Here is an 18,628-nt window from a genome sequence, read left to right as displayed (position 1 = left end):
CGCCGGGTGATTCGACAGGTTCGGATGCGGGTCGGCAGGGGTCAGGCCGACGCGCTCTGCGACCAGCGCGCGAAGCGGACGCGGCACTCGATGCCGGCCGGCGACAGTTCGCGCCACTCGACCTCGCCGCCGAGCTGCTTGACGCGCTTGCGGATGCCGCCGAGACCCAGGCCGTGGGCCCAGGCCTGCGGATTGCGGCCGCGCCCGTCGTCGTGCACGCTGAGTTCGAGCCTGTCGTCGGCCAGCTGCAGCGAGATCGCGACCCGCGTCGCATGCGAGTGGGCGATGGTGTTGCTGACCAGCTCGCGCAGCACCCGCGTCAGTGCCGACCACTGCACCACGTTCAGCTCCGCATCGCGGTCGAAGTGGGTGTGCCAGTCGAGCGTGACGTGGGCGATCTGCAGGCGTTGCTGCACGTCGGCCTTCCATTCGGCCGCGGCATGCGTCAGGCGATGGCTGTTCACCGCGAGTCCGCGGGTGAGCGTCTTCAGGTCCTGCAGCGTGTGGCGGATGTAGTCCTCCTGCTCCGGGCTGTGGGCCTGGTACATCAGCGTCAGCAGTCGCGCGCCGATGTCGTCGTGCAGGTCCTGGGCCAGGCGGCTGCGCTCCTCGCTGCGGCCGCGTTCGACGGCCTGGTCGAAGGCGACCGCCCGCTTGAGCTGCTCGACGATGCGGTCGGCCAGGCGCGCGTCCTCCGTCGTGAACAGGCGACGACCGCTCTGCGAGAACCGCAGCACGAGCGTTTCGTCGGCGCGGCCGCTGGCGCGGCTCAGGTCGGGCACCGGCACGGTGAGCGCCGAGCCGTCGCCGCTGGCGTGCGCGTGCGTGGTCGACTTCGGTGCGATCGCCGCCTCCAGCGGCTCGAACAGTTCGCGCAGCAGGCTCAGCAGAGAGGCCGACGCCCGCTCCGGGTGGGCCTCGACCTCGCGTGCCATGCGGTACAGGCGCTCGAACAGGCGCTCCATCGTGACCATGCCGGTGCCGCGCAGGTGGTTCAGGACCCACTGTCTCACGCTCACGTAGAGACCGATCGACAGGAAGACCGACAGCGTGATCGACGTGAACTGGCCGAAGGAGAAGGCCGTGACGAACAGCAGGTCGAGCGAGGTGGCCACCGTGCTGATGCCGGCCAGCAGCGAGAACTCGCGCAGCATCTGCTGCGACTTGGCGAGGAACGGCACCAGCAGCATCAGCGAGGCGAGGAAGACCACCCAGATCATCGAGCCGACCATCGCGATGCCCTGTTGCGCGCCCGGTGTCTGGCTGACTGCCGCGATCGCCGCCGTCAGCAGGATCCAGGTTCCGGCCGTCACGATGCCGAAGCGACGCTGCACGAGCGCATAGGGATGCGGTTCGATGTGGTACGACCAGCTCAGCAGGCCGACCGCCGAAAGGCCGAGCACGGCGCCGGCGGCCTGTGTCCACCACCAGGCTTGCGTCAGTGCGGACTGCGTATCGAGCAGCAGCAGCGTGCCGACGGTCGTCCATGCCAGCGCGGCGATCAGCTGGCCGTAGGGCAGGCGGCGCGGGTGCAGGCAGGCGGCGTGGACGATGGCGGCCGCGGTGACCAGATCGAAGGCCATGCGCGCGTGCATCTCGAGGTGCGTGTAGCCACCAGGCAGCGTCAGCTCCGACACCGTCGCCGCGGCGATGAACAGCAGGTTGCCGCATTGGCTCAGCGCCATCAATGCAAACAGGGCGTTGGCGAGCATCGGTCGCACCAGCAGCACGACCATCGCGATCAGGTAGAGCACCAGCGCCAGGCCACCCAGCAGCCAGTACAGCGTGCCAAGGCGCAGGCTGCCGCGCGGCGGGAGCTCGAGCTCGGCCGTGCCGCCATCGGCGAAGTACAGCCGGACATGGCCCTGCGCCAGCGCACGGGCCAGCTGTTCGTGCATTTCGTGGTGGTGGGCGCGCTCGGCATCGCCGGGCAGCCAGCGGGGTGAGCGCTGCAGTGCCAGCGCATCGAGGACGGCCACCTGGCTGTCGCCCCCGATCACCCCGAGCAGCGCGCGCCCGACGAAGGGCGCGAGCGCCGGCTCGCCGCTGGCAAGCAGCTCCAACTGGCCTTGCTCGTTGCCGCGCCAGTTGGCGTCGAGCCGCGGTTGATGGGCCAGGCTGCGCGTCAGCAGGAACAGCGCCACGCAACCCAGCAACGCCAGCACGACCAGGGCGCGCAGCCGCCAGCCGAGCCAGCGCGAGTTGCGCAGCCGGGGCGGCAGCCATTGCTCGAGGATCGTGGTGTCGATGCCCGAGTCGGTGTCGTCCAGCCTCGAGTTGGGCGGGCCGGAGGCCCGGGTTTCTCGCCCCGGGAGCCGCGGCGGGTGGCGCTCGGCCGCTGTGCGCATCACGCAGCCGCGAGTTCAGCAGGCGACGCTCGGGCTCATACCAAGCCTTGCTTGCTGGCCAGCACGGCCGCCTCGGCGCGGCTGGAGACGTTGAGTTTGCGGTAGATCGCCTTGATGTGGTCGTTGACGGTGAACCACTTGATGCCCATCAGGCCGGCGATCTCCTTGATCGTGAAGCCCTTGCTGAGGTAGGTCAGGACCTCGGTCTCGCGCGGCGTCAGGCGTTCGTGGTCGGGCTCGGCATAGACCGGCGGCGGGGACGGCCGTGCGGTCTGGAAGTCGCCCGGCGCGTGCGCGCTGTCCAGCGCCATCGAGCCCGAGTCGCCGAGCCGGAAATGCGACAGCAGCCGCCGCGCGATCGCCGGCGACAGCGGCGGCTGGCCGCGTACGATCTTCTGCAGCTCCTCGACCAGCACCTCGAAGCGGTCTTCCTTCAGCAGGTAGCCATCGGCGCCGCACTGCAGCGCGGGGAAGAGGTGGTCGTCGTCGGAGTACAGCGTGGTGACGATCTTCGTGGCGCCGTGCCCGGCGAGTTCGGTCAGCAGTTCGAGGCCGTTGCCGTCGGGCAGCTCCAGGTCGACCAGCACCAGCTTGAACGGCTCGCTGCCCGACGCCACCGGCGGCGCGCCCCCGACGCCGAGCTGGCGCCGTGCGGACTCGAGGTCACCGGCCTCGGCAATGCCCGTCACGTCGGAAAAACTCTCGCGCACCACGCGCGCCAGGAAGTGGCGTGCCACTGGGTTGTCTTCGACGATCAGCACCTTGACGGCCATCGGATTCTCCTGAAAGGGGGGCAGCGGCGTGGACGTTGCGCGGCGTCATCGCGGCATGTCGGCGTCGGCCTGGACGGCGCGCGACAGGCGCGCATAGCGTTCGCGCAGATCGGCGAGGCGTTCATTCTTGAGGGCTTCGCCCAGTTTCGCGTCGAGCAGCACTTCGGAGCGTTGCTTGAAGTCGTCGATGTCGAGCACGAACTTGAGCTGCTGATTGCTGGAGCGCTTGAAACCGGCGAGGTCGAACATGCGCTTGAGCATCAGCTTCTCATCGAGGGTCTTGCCGACGCCGAAGATGTAGTCCGCGATGCGTTTGCGCACCGACAGCGGCAGGTCACGACGCCACAGCAGCGGGTCCTTGGGGATCAGCGCCGACTCCCACAGGATCCTGAGCTGCTGCGCCTGCGACGGCGCGTGCTCGCGCAGGCGCAGCAGCTCCTCGGTGTTGTAGGCGCCGGCATGCACCTGGCCTCCCAGCACCGCTGCCAGCGTCTGGGCGTGGGTGCCGCGCCGCAGCGAAAGAAAGTGTTCCTCGGGCTTGATGCTGCGCGGCACGAACAGCGCGTACTGCAGCATCACGGAACCCGAGGTCGAACTCGGTTCGCCCATCGCGAAGCGCCAGGTGCGCGGGCGATTGAGCAACTGGTCGATCGACGTGAGCCCGGAGTCGCGGCGCGTGACGATGATCGAGCGGTAGCCCGGCGAGCCGGCTGAATCCACCAGCTGCGCGAACACCTCGACGTTGGTGCGCTCGATGCAGTCGAGCGCGGCCTTGTTCGAAACCCACGCGAGCTGTACCAGGTTGCTCACGACCGCGTCGACCGCTTCCTCGTAGGTCGCGTGGTAGACGCCTCGCACATCGAGCCCGGTGCTCTGGCGCATGGCGGCGAAGAAAGGCTCCCAGGCGGCTTGCGTCTCGGCAACCGTGGTCGTCGTGATCACGCCGAAGGCCAGCGAAGCTGCCTCGGCCGTGGCCACCTTGCCGGCGAGGCCGGCAAGGGCGAGTAAAGGCAGCTTCAGTAGCGAGCGTCGCACGGTGGGATTGTCGCGGTGGGAGGGCAGCGCGAATTTAGCACCGGGGCCGCATGTGCCCGTGACGATCAAGAGGGCCCCCCGACGGGGGACCGAAGAACGCGCGCGAGTGCGAGCCGGGCGGTGGTCGTCAGCCCGTGGTCAGCGCCAGCTTGCCGCGCACCTCCCGTGCAGCCATCAACCACGAGCTAGCGCCCGCGCCAGGCCCGTGCCCGGTCGCCGCGGTTCATGATAGGCAGCGGCATGCAGGGTTTGCGTCTCCGAAGTGACGCGTGCGCTCCCTACAATCGCTTCGATGCGCATCCTGGTTGCCAATGACGATGGTTATCTCGCCCCCGGCCTGGCGGCGCTCGTCGAGGCCTGCCATGGACTGGGCGAGATCGACGTGGTCGCCCCCGAGCAGAACTCGAGCGGGACGTCGAATGCACTGACGCTGCAGCGCCCGCTCTCGGTCTGGACGGCGGCCAACGGCTACCGCTACTTGAACGGCACGCCGTCGGACTGCGTGCACGTGGCACTCACCGGTTTGCTGCCGCAACGCCCCGACCTCGTGGTCTCGGGCATCAACAACGGCGCCAACATGGGCGACGACACGCTGTATTCGGGCACGGTCGCCGCCGCGATGGAGGGTTACCTGTTCGGCGTCCCGGCGATCGCATTCTCGCTGGCCGAGAAGGGCTGGAAACACCTCGACAGCGCGGCGCGCGTGGCGCGTCGGCTGATCGAGCAGGTGATCGAGCTGCCGCCGCTGCCCGGAGCCTGGCTGCTCAATGTGAACATCCCGGCCCGACCTTTCGACGAATTGCGCGGCCTGTGCACCACGCGGCTCGGCCGGCGCCATGCGAGCGAGCCGGTGATTTGCCAGAGCAACCCGCGCGGCGAGCCGATCTACTGGATCGGCGCGGCCGGCGACGCCCGCGAGGCCGGCGAGGGCACCGACTTCCACGCCGTGGCGCAAGGCCACGTGTCGGTCACGCCCTTGCAGGTGGACCTGACCGACCACGCCTGCCTGCCGGCCTGGGGCGCCTGGCTGGGTCGCGCCGCCGAGGGGCCGCGATGAGCGCCGGCCCACGGGCGGCGCCGAAGTTCCCGCTGCGGCTCGATCAGGTCAAGCCGGCGGCGCGTGCCGAAGCGACGCCGCTGCTGCGTCCGCAGCGCCCGCTGCAGCAGGCCGCGGTCGAACAGCGCGGCCGGGCTGCGACACCAGCGGGCCTGGGGCTCGATTCGCACCACGTGCGCGAGCGCATGCTGGCGCGCCTGCAGGCCGAAGGCGTGCGCGACGCGCGCGTGCTCGCAGCGATGCGCGCGGTGCCGCGCCACGCGTTCGTCGACACCGCACTCGCGAACCAGGCCTACGAAGACACGAGCCTGCCGATCGGCCTCGGCCAGACCATCTCGAAGCCCTCGGTGGTCGCGCGCATGGTCGAGCTGATGCTGGCCGCGCAGCCCGTCGGTGCGCGGCCGAGCTTGCTCGAGATCGGCAGCGGTTGCGGCTACCAGGCGGCCGTGCTGGCGCAGCTGGCGCGCCAAGTGATATCGATCGAGCGGCTCAGGCCGCTGTACGACAAGGCGCGCTCGAACCTCGCCGCGCTGCATGTGACGAACCTGCGGCTGGTTTATGGCGATGGCCGCATCGGCCACGCGCCGAACGCGCCTTACGACGGCATCATCGCGGCCGCCGGCGGCGAGGACATCCCGGCGCCCTGGCTCGATCAGCTCGCCCCGGGCGGCCGGCTGGTCGCACCGATGCTCGATGCGCGCAGTGGCGGCCAGGTGCTCGTCGTGATCGACCGCCACGCGGACGGCAGCCTGCAGCGTTCGCTGCACGAGGCGGTCCGCTTCGTCCCCCTAAAATCCGGCATCGACTGAACGAATGCGACGCACTTTCATGTTTTTTCCTGCTCACGGCGGTTCACTGTCGCGCGGTCTGACGATCGCATTGCTGGTGTCGCTGCTGACGGCGTGCGCGCAGGGCCCGCGCCGCGCGCCGCCGGTCGAGGACCGCAGCACGCGCAGCCCTGCCGCGGCGGCAAATGCAGCGGCCGGCGCCCCTGGTGCGGCGTCGGCCAGCGCGCCCGAGGCGCCGAAGCCGCTGCCCGGCGCCGAGAACGCCGGCAAGCCGGGCTACTACACCGTCAAGCCCGGTGACACGATGATCCGCATCGGGCTCGAGAGCGGTCAGAACTGGCGCGACATCGCGCGCTGGAACGACATGGAGAACGTCAACATCATCGAAGTGGGCCAGGTGCTGCGCGTGGTGCCACCGGCGGTCGATCCGACGGTCGTCGCTGCCAAGCCGGTGGCCAGCACGCGGGTCGAGGCACGGCCTCTCGATGCGAAGCCCGGGACCGCCGCATCGGCGCCGGCGGCCGGCGCCTCGGGCAGTGCCGCGGCCGCGCCCGCCAGCGCAACTCCTGCGCCGGCAGCCGCCGGCAAGGACGACGACGAACTGAACTGGGCCTGGCCGGCGGGCGGCCCGGTGCTCGCGAACTACGACGAGGCGCGCAACAAGGGCGTCGCGATCGGCGGCAAGGCCGGCGACCCGGTGATGGCGGCGGCCGACGGCCGTGTCGTGTACGCTGGCTCGGGACTGCGGGGTTATGGCAACCTCGTGATCGTGAAGCACAACGCCACCTACCTGACCGCCTATGCGCACAACCAGACCCTGCTGGTCAAGGAAGAGCAGCCCGTGAAGCGCGGCCAGAAGATCGCCGAGATGGGTGCGACCGACGCAGAGCGGGTGCAACTGCACTTCGAGATCCGCAAGCTGGGCAAGCCGGTCGATCCGGTGAAGCTGTTGCCTCCCCGTTAGCGACCCCTGCCGAACATGAGCACCAGGAAGCCTCCCTTGCCCAGCAACGGACACGCGCTTCCTGATGCGGGGCGCGCGCCCGCCGGCGATTGGCGGGAGCCGCCTGCCTTGGGTGCCGCAGACCTGCCGAACGGCCTCGACGAGGCCCAGGAACCGGTGCCGGACAGCCTGCCGCTGGTTGCCGGCGAGGGCGAGGTCGGCAACACGCTGCAGACCTACCTGAGAGAGATCCGCCGCGCGCCGCTGTTCACGCCGGGTGAGGAGTTCGCGATGGCCACCCGCGCGCGCGCGGGTGATTTCGCGGCGCGCCAGCAGATGATCGAACGCAATCTGCGTCTCGTCGTCAGCATCGCGAAGAGCTACCTCAGCCGCGGCCTGCCGATGACCGATCTGATCGAGGAAGGCAACCTCGGCCTGATGCACGCGATCGGCAAGTTCGAGCCGGAGCGGGGCTTTCGTTTCTCGACCTACGCGTCGTGGTGGATTCGCCAGAGCATCGAGCGCGCGATCATGCACCAGGCCCGGCTGGTTCGGCTGCCGGTGCACGTGGTGCGCGAACTCAACCAGGTGCTGAGGGCGCGGCGGGCGCTCGAAGGCGAGGCGGCGGCCGGCGCCGACGGCCGTGCGGTGCGCGTCGACGAGATCGCCGCGGCACTGGGCCGCCCGGTGGCCGAGGTGGCCGAACTGCTTCGTTTTGCCGAGCAGCCCACCTCGCTGGATGCACCGCTCGAGCGCCAGGCGGGCAACGGTGCCGAGACGCTGGGCGACATGGTGGCCGATGACCAGGCCACCGACCCGCTCGGCCACACCCTGAGCCACGAGCTCGACGTGTTGCTGCAGCACGGACTCGGCGAGCTCAGCGAGCGCGAGCGCGAGGTGCTGGCCGGCCGCTACGGCCTGCACGATCGCGAACCCGAGACGCTGGAAGTGCTGGCCGAGCGCCTGGGTCTCACGCGTGAGCGCATCCGCCAGATCCAGCAGGAGGCCTTGCTCAAGCTCAAGCGCCGGATGGCCCGCGACGGCGTGAACCGCGATTCGATCTTCTGAACGGCCGCAGCGGCCGAACCGGGGACGGGCGGGCCCAGAACCTAGAATCCGGGCAGATTCCAGGAAGCCCGATGAGCATCAAGAGCGACAAGTGGATCCGGCGCATGGCCGAGCAGCACGGCATGATCGAGCCCTTCGAGCCGGGCCAGGTGCGCAACGCCCCCGACGGCCACAAGATCGTCAGCTACGGCACCAGCAGCTACGGCTACGACATCCGCTGTGCGCCCGAATTCAAGGTCTTCACGAACATCTACAGCACGGTGGTCGATCCGAAGAACTTCGACGAGCGCAGCTTCGTCGACATCGAGGCCGACGTGTGCGTGATCCCGCCGAACAGCTTCGCACTGGCGCGCACTGTCGAGTACTTCCGCATCCCGCGCAACGTGCTGACCATCTGCCTGGGCAAGAGCACCTACGCGCGCTGCGGCATCATCGTCAACGTCACGCCCTTCGAGCCCGAGTGGGAAGGCTATGTGACGCTGGAGTTCAGCAACACCACGCCGCTGCCGGCCAAGATCTACGCGGGCGAGGGCTGCGCCCAGGTGTTGTTCTTCGAGAGCGACGAGGTCTGCGAGACCTCGTACAAGGACCGCGGTGGCAAGTACCAGGGGCAGCGGGGCGTGACCTTGCCCAAGACCTAGCGTTGGTGGCGCCGCTGCGTTGTGGCGGTGTGGAGCGGGCGCCGCGCCGGTCCGCTGTGTTGCGTTCATGTCCCCCGAGCCCGCCCTCCGGCCGGGCTCTCCTCCTCTACTTCACTTCACATAGCGGCCCGTCACGGCGCTTCGATGCATCGCGGTGTGCTGGGGTTTGAAGACCTTCGCACGTCACGATGGTGCGCCCTGGTCAGCAGCGCTCCGCCTGTAGGAAGTTGCCTGACACCGCACTTCCGCTCCACGCAGCAAGCGCTCAACTGCCGAGGCTTCGGCGGTGTTTTCGGTGCATCGCGGTCCGGTGACTTTCCTAAGCTGGCGATATCGAAATGCCATGTTCCGTGGCATTGGAGCCGACCATGAACCCGCGCGACCTGCCTGCCGATTACCACGACCTGCCGACGATGCCGGCCGAACTGCTGACCGAGTTCGACGACACCGGCTTCGCATCGATCGACGATGTCGCCTGCACCCGCCTGGGCGTGAAGGCTTCGCAGACACCGCTGTCGGTCGACGTGTGGAGCCTGTCTCGCTTTCGGGCCCTGATGGCGCAGGAGGGCTGGCCCGTGCACACGGGCCGCATGCTGTTCGACCGCGTCTATGCGCACGAGCGCCTGGCCTTCGCCCACAGCAGTGCGAACGAAACGCTGCGCGGGCTGGCGCTGGACCTGTTCCGCCGCATGCACGCCGAAGACGGCCTGTCGCACTGACGCCCGCCGCGCCGCGGCCCCCCAAAAGCCCTCAGACGCCGCACCGCGAAGGTGGTGCGGCCGGCAGTACCATGCGCCGCATCGAAGCGGGCTTCGGAGGGCGGCATGAAATGGGACGGCCAGGAACAGAGCGACAACGTCGAGGACCGCCGCGACTCGGGCGGCCGGGGCGGGTTGCCGATCGGCGGGCGCGGCATCGGGGTCGGCACGATCGTCGTCGCGCTGGTGGCCGGCTGGATCTTCGGCATCAACCCGCTGACCGTCCTCGGCATCCTGAGTGGCGGGGGCGGGGCGCCGTCGGCACAGGTGGCCGACGGGCCGCCACAGGCGCCGCCGGCCAATGACGAACAGGCGCGCTTCGTCTCGGTGGTGCTGCGCAGCACCGAGCAGGTCTGGACCGAGGTGTTCCAGAGCGGGCAGGCCAGCTACGTCCGGCCGAAACTGGTGCTGTTCCGCGGCGCTACGGCCACGGCCTGCGGCACCGGTCAGAGCGCGATGGGGCCGTTCTACTGCCCCGGCGACCAGCAGGTCTACCTCGACCTCGGGTTCTTCGACACCCTGAAACAGCGCCTCGGCGCGCCGGGCGATTTCGCGCAGGCCTATGTGATCGCGCACGAGGTCGGCCACCACGTGCAGCAATTGCTCGGCATCAGTGAAAAGGTCGAGGCCGCGCGGCGCGGCGGCAGCGAAGCCCAGGCCAATGCGATGAGCGTGCGCCTGGAACTGCAGGCCGACTGCTTCGCGGGCGTGTGGGCCAACCGCTCGCAGCAGGCCAAGCAGTGGCTGGAGCAGGGCGATGTCGAAGAGGCGCTGAACGCGGCGTCGCAGATCGGCGACGACACGCTGCAAAAGCGCAGCCAGGGCCAGATCGTGCCGGAGAGCTTCACCCACGGCAGCAGCGCGCAGCGCGTGAGCTGGTTCAAGCGCGGCATGCAGACGGGCCGCATCGCCGACTGCAACACCTTCGAGGCCGGCCGAGTCTGAACCCGGCACCGCGGCGCGCTCGCCGCATCGGACGGTCAGGTGAGGGCGCTATTTCGAGACGGGCTCGCCGATCTCGACCTGCAATCCGCTCGCGCCCACCGTGACCGGTGCCGAGAGCCCTTGCAGGTCGCCGGCCTGAGGCAGGGCATTGCCGCTGCGCGACAGCCGCGCGCCGACGATGACGCGCGTCGCGCCCGACAGTTTCGCGGCCGGCGACATCGACAGGCTGTCGTCGAGCGTGAACTGCAGCGGCAGATCCTTGGCGCGCTTGCGCAGGATGGCCAGCGGCATGCGCGGACCGTCGACCGCGCGTGCGAACACGAACAGCGTGTCATCGGGCGCGACACGGTCCTTCAGCGACGGTGCGAGCCGGACGGTGCCGCTCACCCGGGCTCCCGTCGCACCGGAAGCCGCAGCGTCGACGGCAGGCGCCGTCGCTGCAGCAGGCGGCAGGCCGGCAAGCTGGCGCGCCTGCGCGATGCTGGCCTGGATCTGCGCGGCGAACGGGCTGTCGGCCGGCTCGACGCGGGCCAGCGCTTCCCAGTACCGGGCCGCCGCGGCGTACTCCTTGCGATCGAAGGCCAGCATGCCGGCGAAGGCCAGCGCCTTCGGATTTGCGGCGTCGAGCTCGAGGGCCCGCTTCACGAGTTGCGCCGGCTCGCCCTGGATCGCCTGCCGGTCTGTCGCGACCAGCGAGGCCGCGAAGTCGACGAGCAGCGCGGCATCGTCGGGCTGCAGCGGCACCGCCTTCCTGAACGCCCCGACCGCTTCGGCATGGCGGCCCAGCGCCGCGTAGGAGCGCGCGAGCATCTGCCAGCCGGTCGCGTCGTCGGGCCGCGACTTCATGCGCTCGGCCAACTGGTCGACCATCGCGGCCACCTGTGCCAGGGCCTGTTCGTTCGGCGTGCCGCTCGCGCCGTCTTGCGCCGGGGCGGCGGCCGACCTCGCGCCGGGGCCTTCGGTCGCACGCTCGGGCGCGCCGAGCCAGCCATAGCCGGGGCCGACGATGACGAGCACGAACACCGCCAGCGCCGCGGCGAGGCCGAACGATCGCCGCGGCGGTGCACTCGCCGCCTTGTCGTCGGTCGTCGCGGCGGCCCGCCACAGCGGCCGGGTCAGCCAGATGATCGCGGCGGCGCTCAGCGCGGCCGTCAGCAGCAGGAATGCAGGGGTCATGGGGACACGCCGTCCTCGGCGGCATCGGCTTCGTCGGGCTCGAACTGGTCGTCGCTCAGGCGCGCGCGCCGGCGCAGCACCAGCACCAGCGCCGCGAAGCCGCTCACCAGCAGCACCGCTGGGCCGAACCACAGCAGCCAGGTGATCGCCTTGACGGGCGGGCGGTAGAGCACGAAGTCACCGTAGCGGTCGGTCATGTACTGCAGGATCTGGGCGTCGCTGCGGCCTTCGCGCAGCATCACGCGCACCTGCTGCCGCAGGTCGACCGCGAGATCGGCGTTGGAATCGGCGATGGTCTGGTTCTGGCACACGAGGCAGCGCAACTCCGCCGCGATGCGCAGCATCCGCGCTTCGGTTGCGGGATCGGCGGCGGCCGGGGCCGCATCCTTCGCGACGGCGGCCCACGAACCCAGGCACAGCAAGAGGGCGACGACCCACCTAACCATTGAGTTCCTTCAACAGCGGCTGGATCCGGGTCTGGATGACCTCGGGTGTCAGCGGCCCGATGTGCTTGAGGCGCACCAGGCCCTGCTTGTCGATCACGAAGGTCTCGGGCACGCCGTAGACGCCGAAGTCGATGCCGACGCGCCCCTCGGCGTCGAAGGCCGACGCTTCGTACGGATTGCCGAAGCGGCCCAGCCAGTCCAGGCCCGCGGGCCGGGTGTCCTTGTAGTTCAGGCCGATCACCGGCACGAGCCTGGCTTGCGAGAACGCCATCAGGGTGGGGTGCTCCTCGCGACAGGCGACGCACCACGAGGCCCACACATTGAGCATCCATACCCGGCCCAGCATGTCGTCGCGGCGGATCGTCTGGTTCGCGTCGTCCAGCCGCGCGAGTGCGAAGCCCGGTGCCGGCTTGCCGATCAGCGGCGAGGGCAGCTCGTGTGGCGCCAGGCCGAGCCCGCGCCACAGGAAGAAGACGAGCACGGCGAAGAGTCCCAGCGGGACGATGAAGCGCAGGCTCTTCATCATGCCAAGGCGCTGCCGGGCTGCAGCTGGGCCTGCCGCTGTTTCGCGCGGTAGCGTCGGTCGCTCGCGGCCAGCGCGCCGCCGAGCGCCATCAGCAGGCAGCCGCCCCAGATCCAGTTGACGAAGGGCTTGAAGTAGACGCGCACGATCCAGCTGCCCCCGGCGACCGGCTCGCCCAGCGACACGTAGAGATCGCGCGTGAAGCCGCGGTCGATCGCGGCTTCGGTCATCGGATTGCGCTGCACGCGGTAGATCCGTTTTTCCGGCTGCATCAGGGCCACCGGGCGGCCGCCGCGCGTCACCTCGATCAGGCCCTGCACGCCGTCGTAGTTGGGTCCCTGCACCTGCTTCAGGCCGCGAAAGGCGAACACGTAGCCGGCCGCCTCGGTGGTGTCGCCGACGGCCATCTTCACGTCGCGTTCGAGCTGGTAGGTCGTGACCATGCTGACCCCGAACGCGAACACGGCCACACCGAGGTGCGCCAGCATCATGCCCAGCGTCGCGCGCGGTAGCAGGCGCGCGCGCGCGAGCAGCTTCATCGGCAGGCCACCGGCCGGCCGCAGGCGCTCCCACAGGTCGATGGCAATGGCGCCGACGATCCAGAAGCTCATCAGGAAACCGAGCGTCGCGCCCAGCGCGATGCGGCCGGCGAGCCAGCCGGTGGCCAGCGCCGCGACGACCGCGACGGCGGCGGCCCAGCGCAGCCGGCGGGCCAACCCGGGCAGTTCGGCCTGCTTCCAGCGCGCCAGCGGCCCCACACCGAGCAGGAAGGCCACCGGCGCCATCAGCGGCACGAAGACCGTGTCGAAGTAGGGCGGTCCGACCGAGATCTTGCCCAGGCCCAGCGCATCGAGCAGCAAGGGATAGAGCGTGCCCAGCAGCACCGACAGCATGGCCACCACGAACAGCACGTTGTTGGCGAGCAGCATCGATTCCCGCGAGACCGGGCCGAAGCGCGCCCCGAGCCCGACCTTGGGCGCGCGCCAAGCGTACAGCGCGAGCGAGCCGCCGATCACGACGACGAGGAAGACGAGGATGAACAGGCCGCGCTGCGGGTCGGTGGCGAAGGCATGGACCGAGGACAGCACACCCGAGCGCACGAGGAAGGTGCCGAGCAGCGACAGCGAGAAGGCAACGATCGCGAGCAGCACCGTCCACGACTTGAAGGCGCCGCGCTTCTCCGTGACCGCCAGCGAATGGATCAGCGCCGTGCCGGCCAGCCAGGGCATGAAGGAGGCGTTCTCCACCGGGTCCCAGAACCACCAGCCGCCCCAGCCGAGCACGTAATAGGCCCAGGTGCTGCCGAGCATGATGCCGACCGTCAGGAAGGCCCAGGCGGCCGTCGTCCACGGCCTCGTCCAGCGCGCCCAGGTGGCATCGAGCGTGCCGCCCAGCAGCGCCGCCACGGCGAACGAGAAGGCCACCGAGAAGCCCACGTAGCCCATGTAGAGCATCGGCGGGTGGATGATCATGCCGGGGTCCTGCAGCAGCGGGTTCAGGTCGTTGCCGTCGGGCGGCACCGGGAACAGGCGCTCGAAGGGGTTGGACGTGACGAGCATGAACAGCAGGAAGCCCGCGCTGATCAGCCCCATCACCGCGAGGAGGCGCGCCACCACCGGCGTGGGCAGGTGGCGGCTGCGCTGCGCCACGGCGAGCATCCAGGTGCACAGCATCAGCAGCCACAGCAGCAGCGAGCCTTCATGGCCGCCCCAGGTGGCTGCGACGCGGTAGAACAGCGGCAGCGCGCTGTTGGAATTGCTCGCCACGTAGAGCACCGAGAAGTCGTTGCGCACGAACGCGCTCACCAGGCACGCGAAGGCCAGCGCGACGAGCATGAACTGCGTCTGCGCCGCCGGCCGCGCCAGCGCCATCCAGTCGGCACGGCCGCGCGCCGCACCGGCCAGCGGCAGCGTGCCCTGGATCAGCGCCACCGCCAGCGCCAGCAGCAGTGCGACCTGGCCGAGTTCGGGAATCATCGCGATGTCTCCTTGACGACCGTTGCGCTGATCTTCTCGTTGCGTGCGCCGGCCTGCTTCAGCGCGGCGGCGGCCTCGGGCGGCATGTAGTTCTCGTCGTGCTTGGCGAGCACTTCGCGCGCCACGAACACGCCGTCCGCACCCAGCTGGCCCTGGGCGACGACGCCCTTGCCTTCCTTGAACAGGTCCGGGAGGATGCCCTGGTAGCGCACCGGGATGCTCTGCACGGTGTCGGTCACGACGAAGCGCACCACCAGGCCGTCGCGCTGCACGCTGCCGCTGTCGACCAGGCCGCCCAGGCGGAAGGTGCGGCCCAGCGGCGCTTCCTTCGCCGCCACCTGGGCCGGCGAGTAGAAGAACACTAGATTGCTCTGGAAGGCGTCGAGCACCAGCGCCGCCGCCACGCCGACGGCCGCGACGATGCCGACGATGAGGGCGAGGCGCTTGTGGCGGGGCTTCATGCTGGCAGGTCCGAGTCCGGCGCTTCGCAGGCCCGCTCCAGCGCTTGGCGCTGTCGCCGTGCGGCCAGCCAGGGCTCCGCCGCCATCAGCAGCGCGGTGACGGCATACGAGCCCCACACGTAGAGGCCGTAGCCGCCCATGTCGAAGAACGCCGATGCGCTGTGCCATTCCATGCCTACTGCTCCCCCGCTGCTCTCTCGGCCGTCGCCAGCGCGCGCACCCAGTCCGCATGCGCTTCGCGTTCCAGCACGATGGCACGGGCGCGCATGAACACCACCGCAAAAGCGTACGCCCAGAACGCGAAAGTCATCAACAGCATTGCCGTCAGCATGGTGGCTGCCATCTTGGGCGCGGCGGTCATCGTGACCGTGGCGCCCTGGTGGAGCGTATTCCACCAGCGCACCGAGAAGTAGATGATGGGGACATTCACCGCGCCGACGATCGCCAGCAGGGCGCCGGCACGGTTGCCGCGTCGCACGTCGTCGATCGCTTCGACCAGCGCGATGTAGCCGAGGTAGAGGAACAGCAGGATCAACTCCGAGGTCAGGCGTGCGTCCCACACCCACCATGCGCCCCAGGCCGGCTTGCCCCAGAAGGCCCCGGTCCACAGCGCGATGAAGGTGAACAGGGCGCCGGTCGGTGCGAGCGCATGCGCCAGCATGAAGGCCATGCGGGCATTGAACATCCAGCCGACGGCGGCCCAGAACGCCATCGCGAGGTAGATCACCATCGACATCCAGGCCGCCGGCACGTGGATGAAGATGATGCGGTAGGACTCGCCCTGCTGCGCATCGGTGGGCGCGACGAAGAAGCCGACGTAGAGCCCGGCCACGGCCAGCGGCACGGCCGCGGCCCACAGCCAGGGCACGAGCCGGCCGGCCAGCGCGTGAAAACGCGACGGCGCGGCGAAGGTGAACCAGCGGATGCGCTCTGCCACGCCTGGTTACTCCAATGAAATGCGCAAGGCCGCGGCGGCGGCGGGCGGCGCCGTCAGCGCCGTGAGGATCAGCAACGCTGCGAGGATGGAGAAGTGTCCGCCGGGCGACTGGCCGGCGTCGACCGCGGCGACCGCCCCGGTGCCGAAGATCAAGGCCGGAATGGTGAGCGGCAGCACCAGCAGCAGCAGCAGCACGCCGGCGCTGCGCAGTCCCAGCGTCAGCGCCGCGCCGACCGAGCCCAGCAGGCTCAGCACCGGCGTGCCCAGCAGCAGCGAGACGACCAGCGTGCCGAGCGCGGCCCGGCTCATGTCGAACAGCAGGCCCAGCAGCGGCGCCGCGGCGATCAGCGGCAGGCCGCTCAAGGTCCAGTGCGCGGCCGACTTGGCCGCGGCGATCACGACCGCGCTGTGGCCCGACAGCAGCATCTGCTCGAGCGAGCCGTCGGCGAAATCGCCGGCATACAGCTGAGAGACCGACAGCATCGCCGCCAGCAGCGCGCAGACCCAGGCGAGCGCGGGGGCCAGCAGGCGCAGGGTCTGCGGCTCCGGTCCCACCCCCAGGGGGAAGAGGCTGGCCGTGACGACGAAGAACGCGACCGGCATCAGCGTCTCGACGCGCCGGCGCATGGCGAGGCGCAGGTCGCGCATGTACAGCGCCATGAACAGGTCCCGCATGTCAGGCAAAGCCGTCCAGGTCGACTTCGCGGGGCCGCAGCCTGGCCGTGTCCAGGGGCAGGTGGCTGGTCAGCAGCACGCCGCCGCCGCGCTTCACGTGCGCGACCAGCAGGTCGTTCAGGCGCTCCACGCCATCGACGTCGAGCGCATCGAACGGTTCGTCGAGCAGCCACAACGGCGCTTCGTCCTGGTCCTCGACCGCGAGTCGTGCCAGCGCGACACGCCGCCGCTGACCTTGTGACAAGGTGCGAACCATCGCGTGGCGACGACCGTGCAGCCCCATGTGCTCGAGCGCAGCGTGCACCGCCTGCGGCCCGCAGGCGCGGCCGTGCAGGCGCAGCAGGAACTGTAGGGACTCGCCGACCGTCAGGTCGTCCTTCAGCGCGTTCGCGTGGCCGATGAACACGAAGCGCCGGCCGGGTTGCGACGCGGGCAGGCCGTCCCGCAGGATCGAGCCCTCTTCAGGCGTGGCAAGCCCGGTGGCCAGGCGCAGCAGGCTGGTCTTGCCGCGCCCGTTGCGTCCGCGCAGCCAGACGATCTCTCCATTCGACACCTCGAAAGCGAGCCCCTTGAACAGCAGTCGGCTGCCTCGCCGGCAGGCCAGGCCCGTGGCGGACAGGCGCGGTGCATCGGCAGACGGCGAGGCTGGTTGCGGCAACACGGAATGCTGGAGGTCGCGAGGGGTCGGTGGATGGCGCGGCGCCCGGGGCGGCGCGCGAAGCGTGCCGACTGTACTGCGGCGGCGGTCCGGCGAAGACGGTGTCGCCGCCGGATTGCAGGCGATCCGGTTGCTCTTGCTCACATCTGAATCGTCTCCACGCAGACAAGCACAAATACGCCGGCAAATCATCTGCGACAGCGTGTAAGCGCCAGACGAAATGCCAACTATTGACGCGTTTTGGAGCGCTCGACGCGAGAGTATTCGTCCGCCCTGAACAGCAGGCGGTCGCTGCGGCGGGGAATCGATAAATGGGCCCACGAGGAGTCGGTGGGCGTCAACAGAAAAGACCAGGGGAGAGCGCGTCATGTCCATGTTCGGCTTGTCGAAGGTCGGCCACCGTGCCGCGGGTTGCGTCCGCGTTCCGGCCGGCCTCCCGGCCCATGGCGGCTGGATGCGGCGCGAGGAGGCCATCATGGGCACCGCGGTGAGCGTCGATCTGTGGGGCGACGATCGCGCCGCCGCCGAAGCCGCGATCGACGCGGTGATGGGCGAGATGCACCGCATCGACCGCTGCATGAGTCCGTTCAAGCCGGACTCCGAGCTGTCGCGCATCAACCGCGAGGCGGCGGCGCATCCGGTGCCGGTCGGCGAGGAGATGTTCGGCCTGCTGGCCCGGTCCCTCGAGTTCTCGCGCTGCTCCGATGGGGCATTCGACATCACCTACGCCGGCGCCGGCCACCTGTACGACTACCGCCAGCGCGTGCGTCCGACCGACGAGGCGCTGGTGCAGGCCTGCGCGGCCGTCGGCTACCGGCATCTGGAACTCGATGCCGGAGCGCGCACGGTGCGCTTCGCTCGCGAAGGCCTGCGCATTGACCTGGGCGGCTTCGCGAAGGGGCATGCCGTCGACAACGCGGCGGCGATCCTTGCACGCCGCGGCATCCGCCATGCCTTCGTCAGCGCGGGCGGCGACAGCCGCGTCATCGGCGATCGGCGCGGGCGCCCCTGGACGATCGGCGTGCGCGATCCGCGGCGGCCGGGCGAGATCGTGGCACTGCTGCCGCTCGAGGACGTGGCGGTCTCCACCTCGGGGGACTACGAGCGCTATTTCGATGCGGCCGACGGCGTGCGCTGCCACCACATCCTCGACCCGAAGACCGGCAAGTCGCCGGACGGCGTGCGCAGCGTGACCATCATCGCTCCGGACGGACTCACCAGCGAAGGCCTGTCGAAGTGCCTGTTCGTGATGGGCGTCGAGCGGGGCATGCGGCTCGTCGATTCGCATGCCGGCGTCGACGCGGTGGTGGTCGACGCGGCCGGTGCGCTGCACTACTCGTGCGGGCTGCTCGCCGATGGCGCGCAGCCGCGGCAGTGAGACAAGAACTTGAAATACCTCTCGCTCGTTGATTGCATCGAT

General features: G+C 69.9%; 20 protein-coding genes. 8 read left to right on the top strand and 12 right to left on the bottom strand.

Annotated features, from left to right (window positions below):
- Nucleotides 1-41: 41 nt before the first annotated feature.
- Genes ACQY9S_RS09525 through phnD form a run of 3 tightly spaced genes read right to left on the bottom strand, consistent with a single transcriptional unit; the run spans nucleotide 42 to nucleotide 4,156 of the window.
- Complete coding sequence (locus tag ACQY9S_RS09525) at nucleotides 42-2,348, bottom strand: sensor histidine kinase (RefSeq protein ID WP_428425167.1); 2,307 nt, start codon at nucleotides 2,346-2,348, stop codon at nucleotides 42-44.
- Nucleotides 2,349-2,383: 35 nt separating this feature from the next.
- Nucleotides 2,384-3,121 (bottom strand): LuxR C-terminal-related transcriptional regulator, encoded by a 738-nt coding sequence (locus ACQY9S_RS09520; RefSeq protein ID WP_428425165.1) that lies wholly within the window; start codon nucleotides 3,119-3,121, stop codon nucleotides 2,384-2,386.
- Nucleotides 3,122-3,166: 45 nt separating this feature from the next.
- The gene (gene phnD, locus ACQY9S_RS09515) at nucleotides 3,167-4,156 is read right to left on the bottom strand and encodes a phosphate/phosphite/phosphonate ABC transporter substrate-binding protein (RefSeq protein ID WP_428425164.1); all 990 of its coding nucleotides are present in this window, start codon (nucleotides 4,154-4,156) and stop codon (nucleotides 3,167-3,169) included.
- Between the two features lie 292 nt (nucleotides 4,157-4,448).
- Between phnD and surE the strand changes: the two genes are divergently transcribed.
- From surE to ypfJ, 7 genes are all read left to right on the top strand, one after another.
- The gene (gene surE, locus ACQY9S_RS09510) at nucleotides 4,449-5,213 is read left to right on the top strand and encodes a 5'/3'-nucleotidase SurE (protein WP_428425163.1); all 765 of its coding nucleotides are present in this window, start codon (nucleotides 4,449-4,451) and stop codon (nucleotides 5,211-5,213) included.
- Nucleotides 5,210-6,022, top strand: coding sequence for a protein-L-isoaspartate(D-aspartate) O-methyltransferase (locus ACQY9S_RS09505; protein ID WP_428425161.1), 813 nt, complete (start codon nucleotides 5,210-5,212; stop codon nucleotides 6,020-6,022). The genes surE and ACQY9S_RS09505 overlap by 4 nt, the downstream gene beginning before the upstream one ends.
- A gap of 19 nt (nucleotides 6,023-6,041) precedes the next feature.
- Entirely contained in the window at nucleotides 6,042-6,965 is a 924-nt protein-coding gene (locus tag ACQY9S_RS09500; protein ID WP_428425159.1) for a peptidoglycan DD-metalloendopeptidase family protein, read from the top strand.
- Nucleotides 6,966-6,980: 15 nt separating this feature from the next.
- The gene (gene rpoS, locus ACQY9S_RS09495; RefSeq protein WP_428425157.1) at nucleotides 6,981-8,012 is read left to right on the top strand and encodes an RNA polymerase sigma factor RpoS; all 1,032 of its coding nucleotides are present in this window, start codon (nucleotides 6,981-6,983) and stop codon (nucleotides 8,010-8,012) included.
- A gap of 71 nt (nucleotides 8,013-8,083) precedes the next feature.
- Nucleotides 8,084-8,653 carry a dCTP deaminase gene (gene dcd / locus ACQY9S_RS09490; RefSeq protein ID WP_428425155.1) on the top strand — a complete coding sequence of 190 codons (570 nt, stop codon included), beginning with the start codon at nucleotides 8,084-8,086 and terminating at the stop codon, nucleotides 8,651-8,653.
- Nucleotides 8,654-9,021: 368 nt separating this feature from the next.
- On the top strand, nucleotides 9,022-9,372 hold the full coding sequence (locus ACQY9S_RS09485) for a hypothetical protein (RefSeq protein ID WP_428425153.1): 351 nt from the start codon (nucleotides 9,022-9,024) through the stop codon (nucleotides 9,370-9,372).
- A gap of 105 nt (nucleotides 9,373-9,477) precedes the next feature.
- Nucleotides 9,478-10,356 carry a KPN_02809 family neutral zinc metallopeptidase gene (gene ypfJ, locus ACQY9S_RS09480; protein WP_428425151.1) on the top strand — a complete coding sequence of 293 codons (879 nt, stop codon included), beginning with the start codon at nucleotides 9,478-9,480 and terminating at the stop codon, nucleotides 10,354-10,356.
- A gap of 48 nt (nucleotides 10,357-10,404) precedes the next feature.
- Here the strand turns inward: ypfJ and ACQY9S_RS09475 are convergent, their stop codons facing one another.
- Genes ACQY9S_RS09475 through ccmA form a run of 9 tightly spaced genes read right to left on the bottom strand, consistent with a single transcriptional unit; the run spans nucleotide 10,405 to nucleotide 17,352 of the window.
- Nucleotides 10,405-11,532: a tetratricopeptide repeat protein gene (locus tag ACQY9S_RS09475; RefSeq protein ID WP_428425149.1), complete on the bottom strand. Its 1,128-nt coding sequence runs from the start codon at nucleotides 11,530-11,532 to the stop codon at nucleotides 10,405-10,407.
- Nucleotides 11,529-11,978: a cytochrome c-type biogenesis protein gene (locus ACQY9S_RS09470; RefSeq protein WP_428425147.1), complete on the bottom strand. Its 450-nt coding sequence runs from the start codon at nucleotides 11,976-11,978 to the stop codon at nucleotides 11,529-11,531. The genes ACQY9S_RS09475 and ACQY9S_RS09470 overlap by 4 nt, the downstream gene beginning before the upstream one ends.
- The gene (locus tag ACQY9S_RS09465; RefSeq protein WP_428425145.1) at nucleotides 11,971-12,504 is read right to left on the bottom strand and encodes a DsbE family thiol:disulfide interchange protein; all 534 of its coding nucleotides are present in this window, start codon (nucleotides 12,502-12,504) and stop codon (nucleotides 11,971-11,973) included. Before ACQY9S_RS09465 ends, ACQY9S_RS09470 begins: the two co-directional genes overlap by 8 nt.
- Nucleotides 12,501-14,477 carry a heme lyase CcmF/NrfE family subunit gene (locus ACQY9S_RS09460; protein ID WP_428425143.1) on the bottom strand — a complete coding sequence of 659 codons (1,977 nt, stop codon included), beginning with the start codon at nucleotides 14,475-14,477 and terminating at the stop codon, nucleotides 12,501-12,503. The genes ACQY9S_RS09465 and ACQY9S_RS09460 overlap by 4 nt, the downstream gene beginning before the upstream one ends.
- On the bottom strand, nucleotides 14,474-14,938 hold the full coding sequence (ccmE, locus tag ACQY9S_RS09455; RefSeq protein WP_428425141.1) for a cytochrome c maturation protein CcmE: 465 nt from the start codon (nucleotides 14,936-14,938) through the stop codon (nucleotides 14,474-14,476). Before ccmE ends, ACQY9S_RS09460 begins: the two co-directional genes overlap by 4 nt.
- Complete coding sequence (gene ccmD, locus ACQY9S_RS09450) at nucleotides 14,935-15,111, bottom strand: heme exporter protein CcmD (RefSeq protein WP_428425139.1); 177 nt, start codon at nucleotides 15,109-15,111, stop codon at nucleotides 14,935-14,937. Before ccmD ends, ccmE begins: the two co-directional genes overlap by 4 nt.
- Before the next feature lie 2 nt (nucleotides 15,112-15,113).
- On the bottom strand, nucleotides 15,114-15,875 hold the full coding sequence (gene ccmC / locus ACQY9S_RS09445; protein ID WP_428425137.1) for a heme ABC transporter permease CcmC: 762 nt from the start codon (nucleotides 15,873-15,875) through the stop codon (nucleotides 15,114-15,116).
- 6 nt (nucleotides 15,876-15,881) lie between these two features.
- Entirely contained in the window at nucleotides 15,882-16,550 is a 669-nt protein-coding gene (gene ccmB, locus ACQY9S_RS09440) for a heme exporter protein CcmB (protein ID WP_428425135.1), read from the bottom strand.
- 1 nt (nucleotide 16,551) lies between these two features.
- Nucleotides 16,552-17,352: a cytochrome c biogenesis heme-transporting ATPase CcmA gene (gene ccmA / locus ACQY9S_RS09435; RefSeq protein WP_428425133.1), complete on the bottom strand. Its 801-nt coding sequence runs from the start codon at nucleotides 17,350-17,352 to the stop codon at nucleotides 16,552-16,554.
- Nucleotides 17,353-17,575: 223 nt separating this feature from the next.
- Here ccmA and ACQY9S_RS09430 point away from each other — a divergent pair, with 223 nt between their 5' ends.
- Nucleotides 17,576-18,586: an FAD:protein FMN transferase gene (locus tag ACQY9S_RS09430; protein ID WP_428425131.1), complete on the top strand. Its 1,011-nt coding sequence runs from the start codon at nucleotides 17,576-17,578 to the stop codon at nucleotides 18,584-18,586.
- Nucleotides 18,587-18,628: the final 42 nt, after the last annotated feature.

It is taken from the genome of Methylibium sp. (assembly GCF_965279545.1).
Classification (GTDB): domain Bacteria; phylum Pseudomonadota; class Gammaproteobacteria; order Burkholderiales; family Burkholderiaceae_C; genus Methylibium.
Note: the sequence above shows the minus strand (reverse complement) of the source record. Positions and strands in the feature narration are given on the sequence as shown.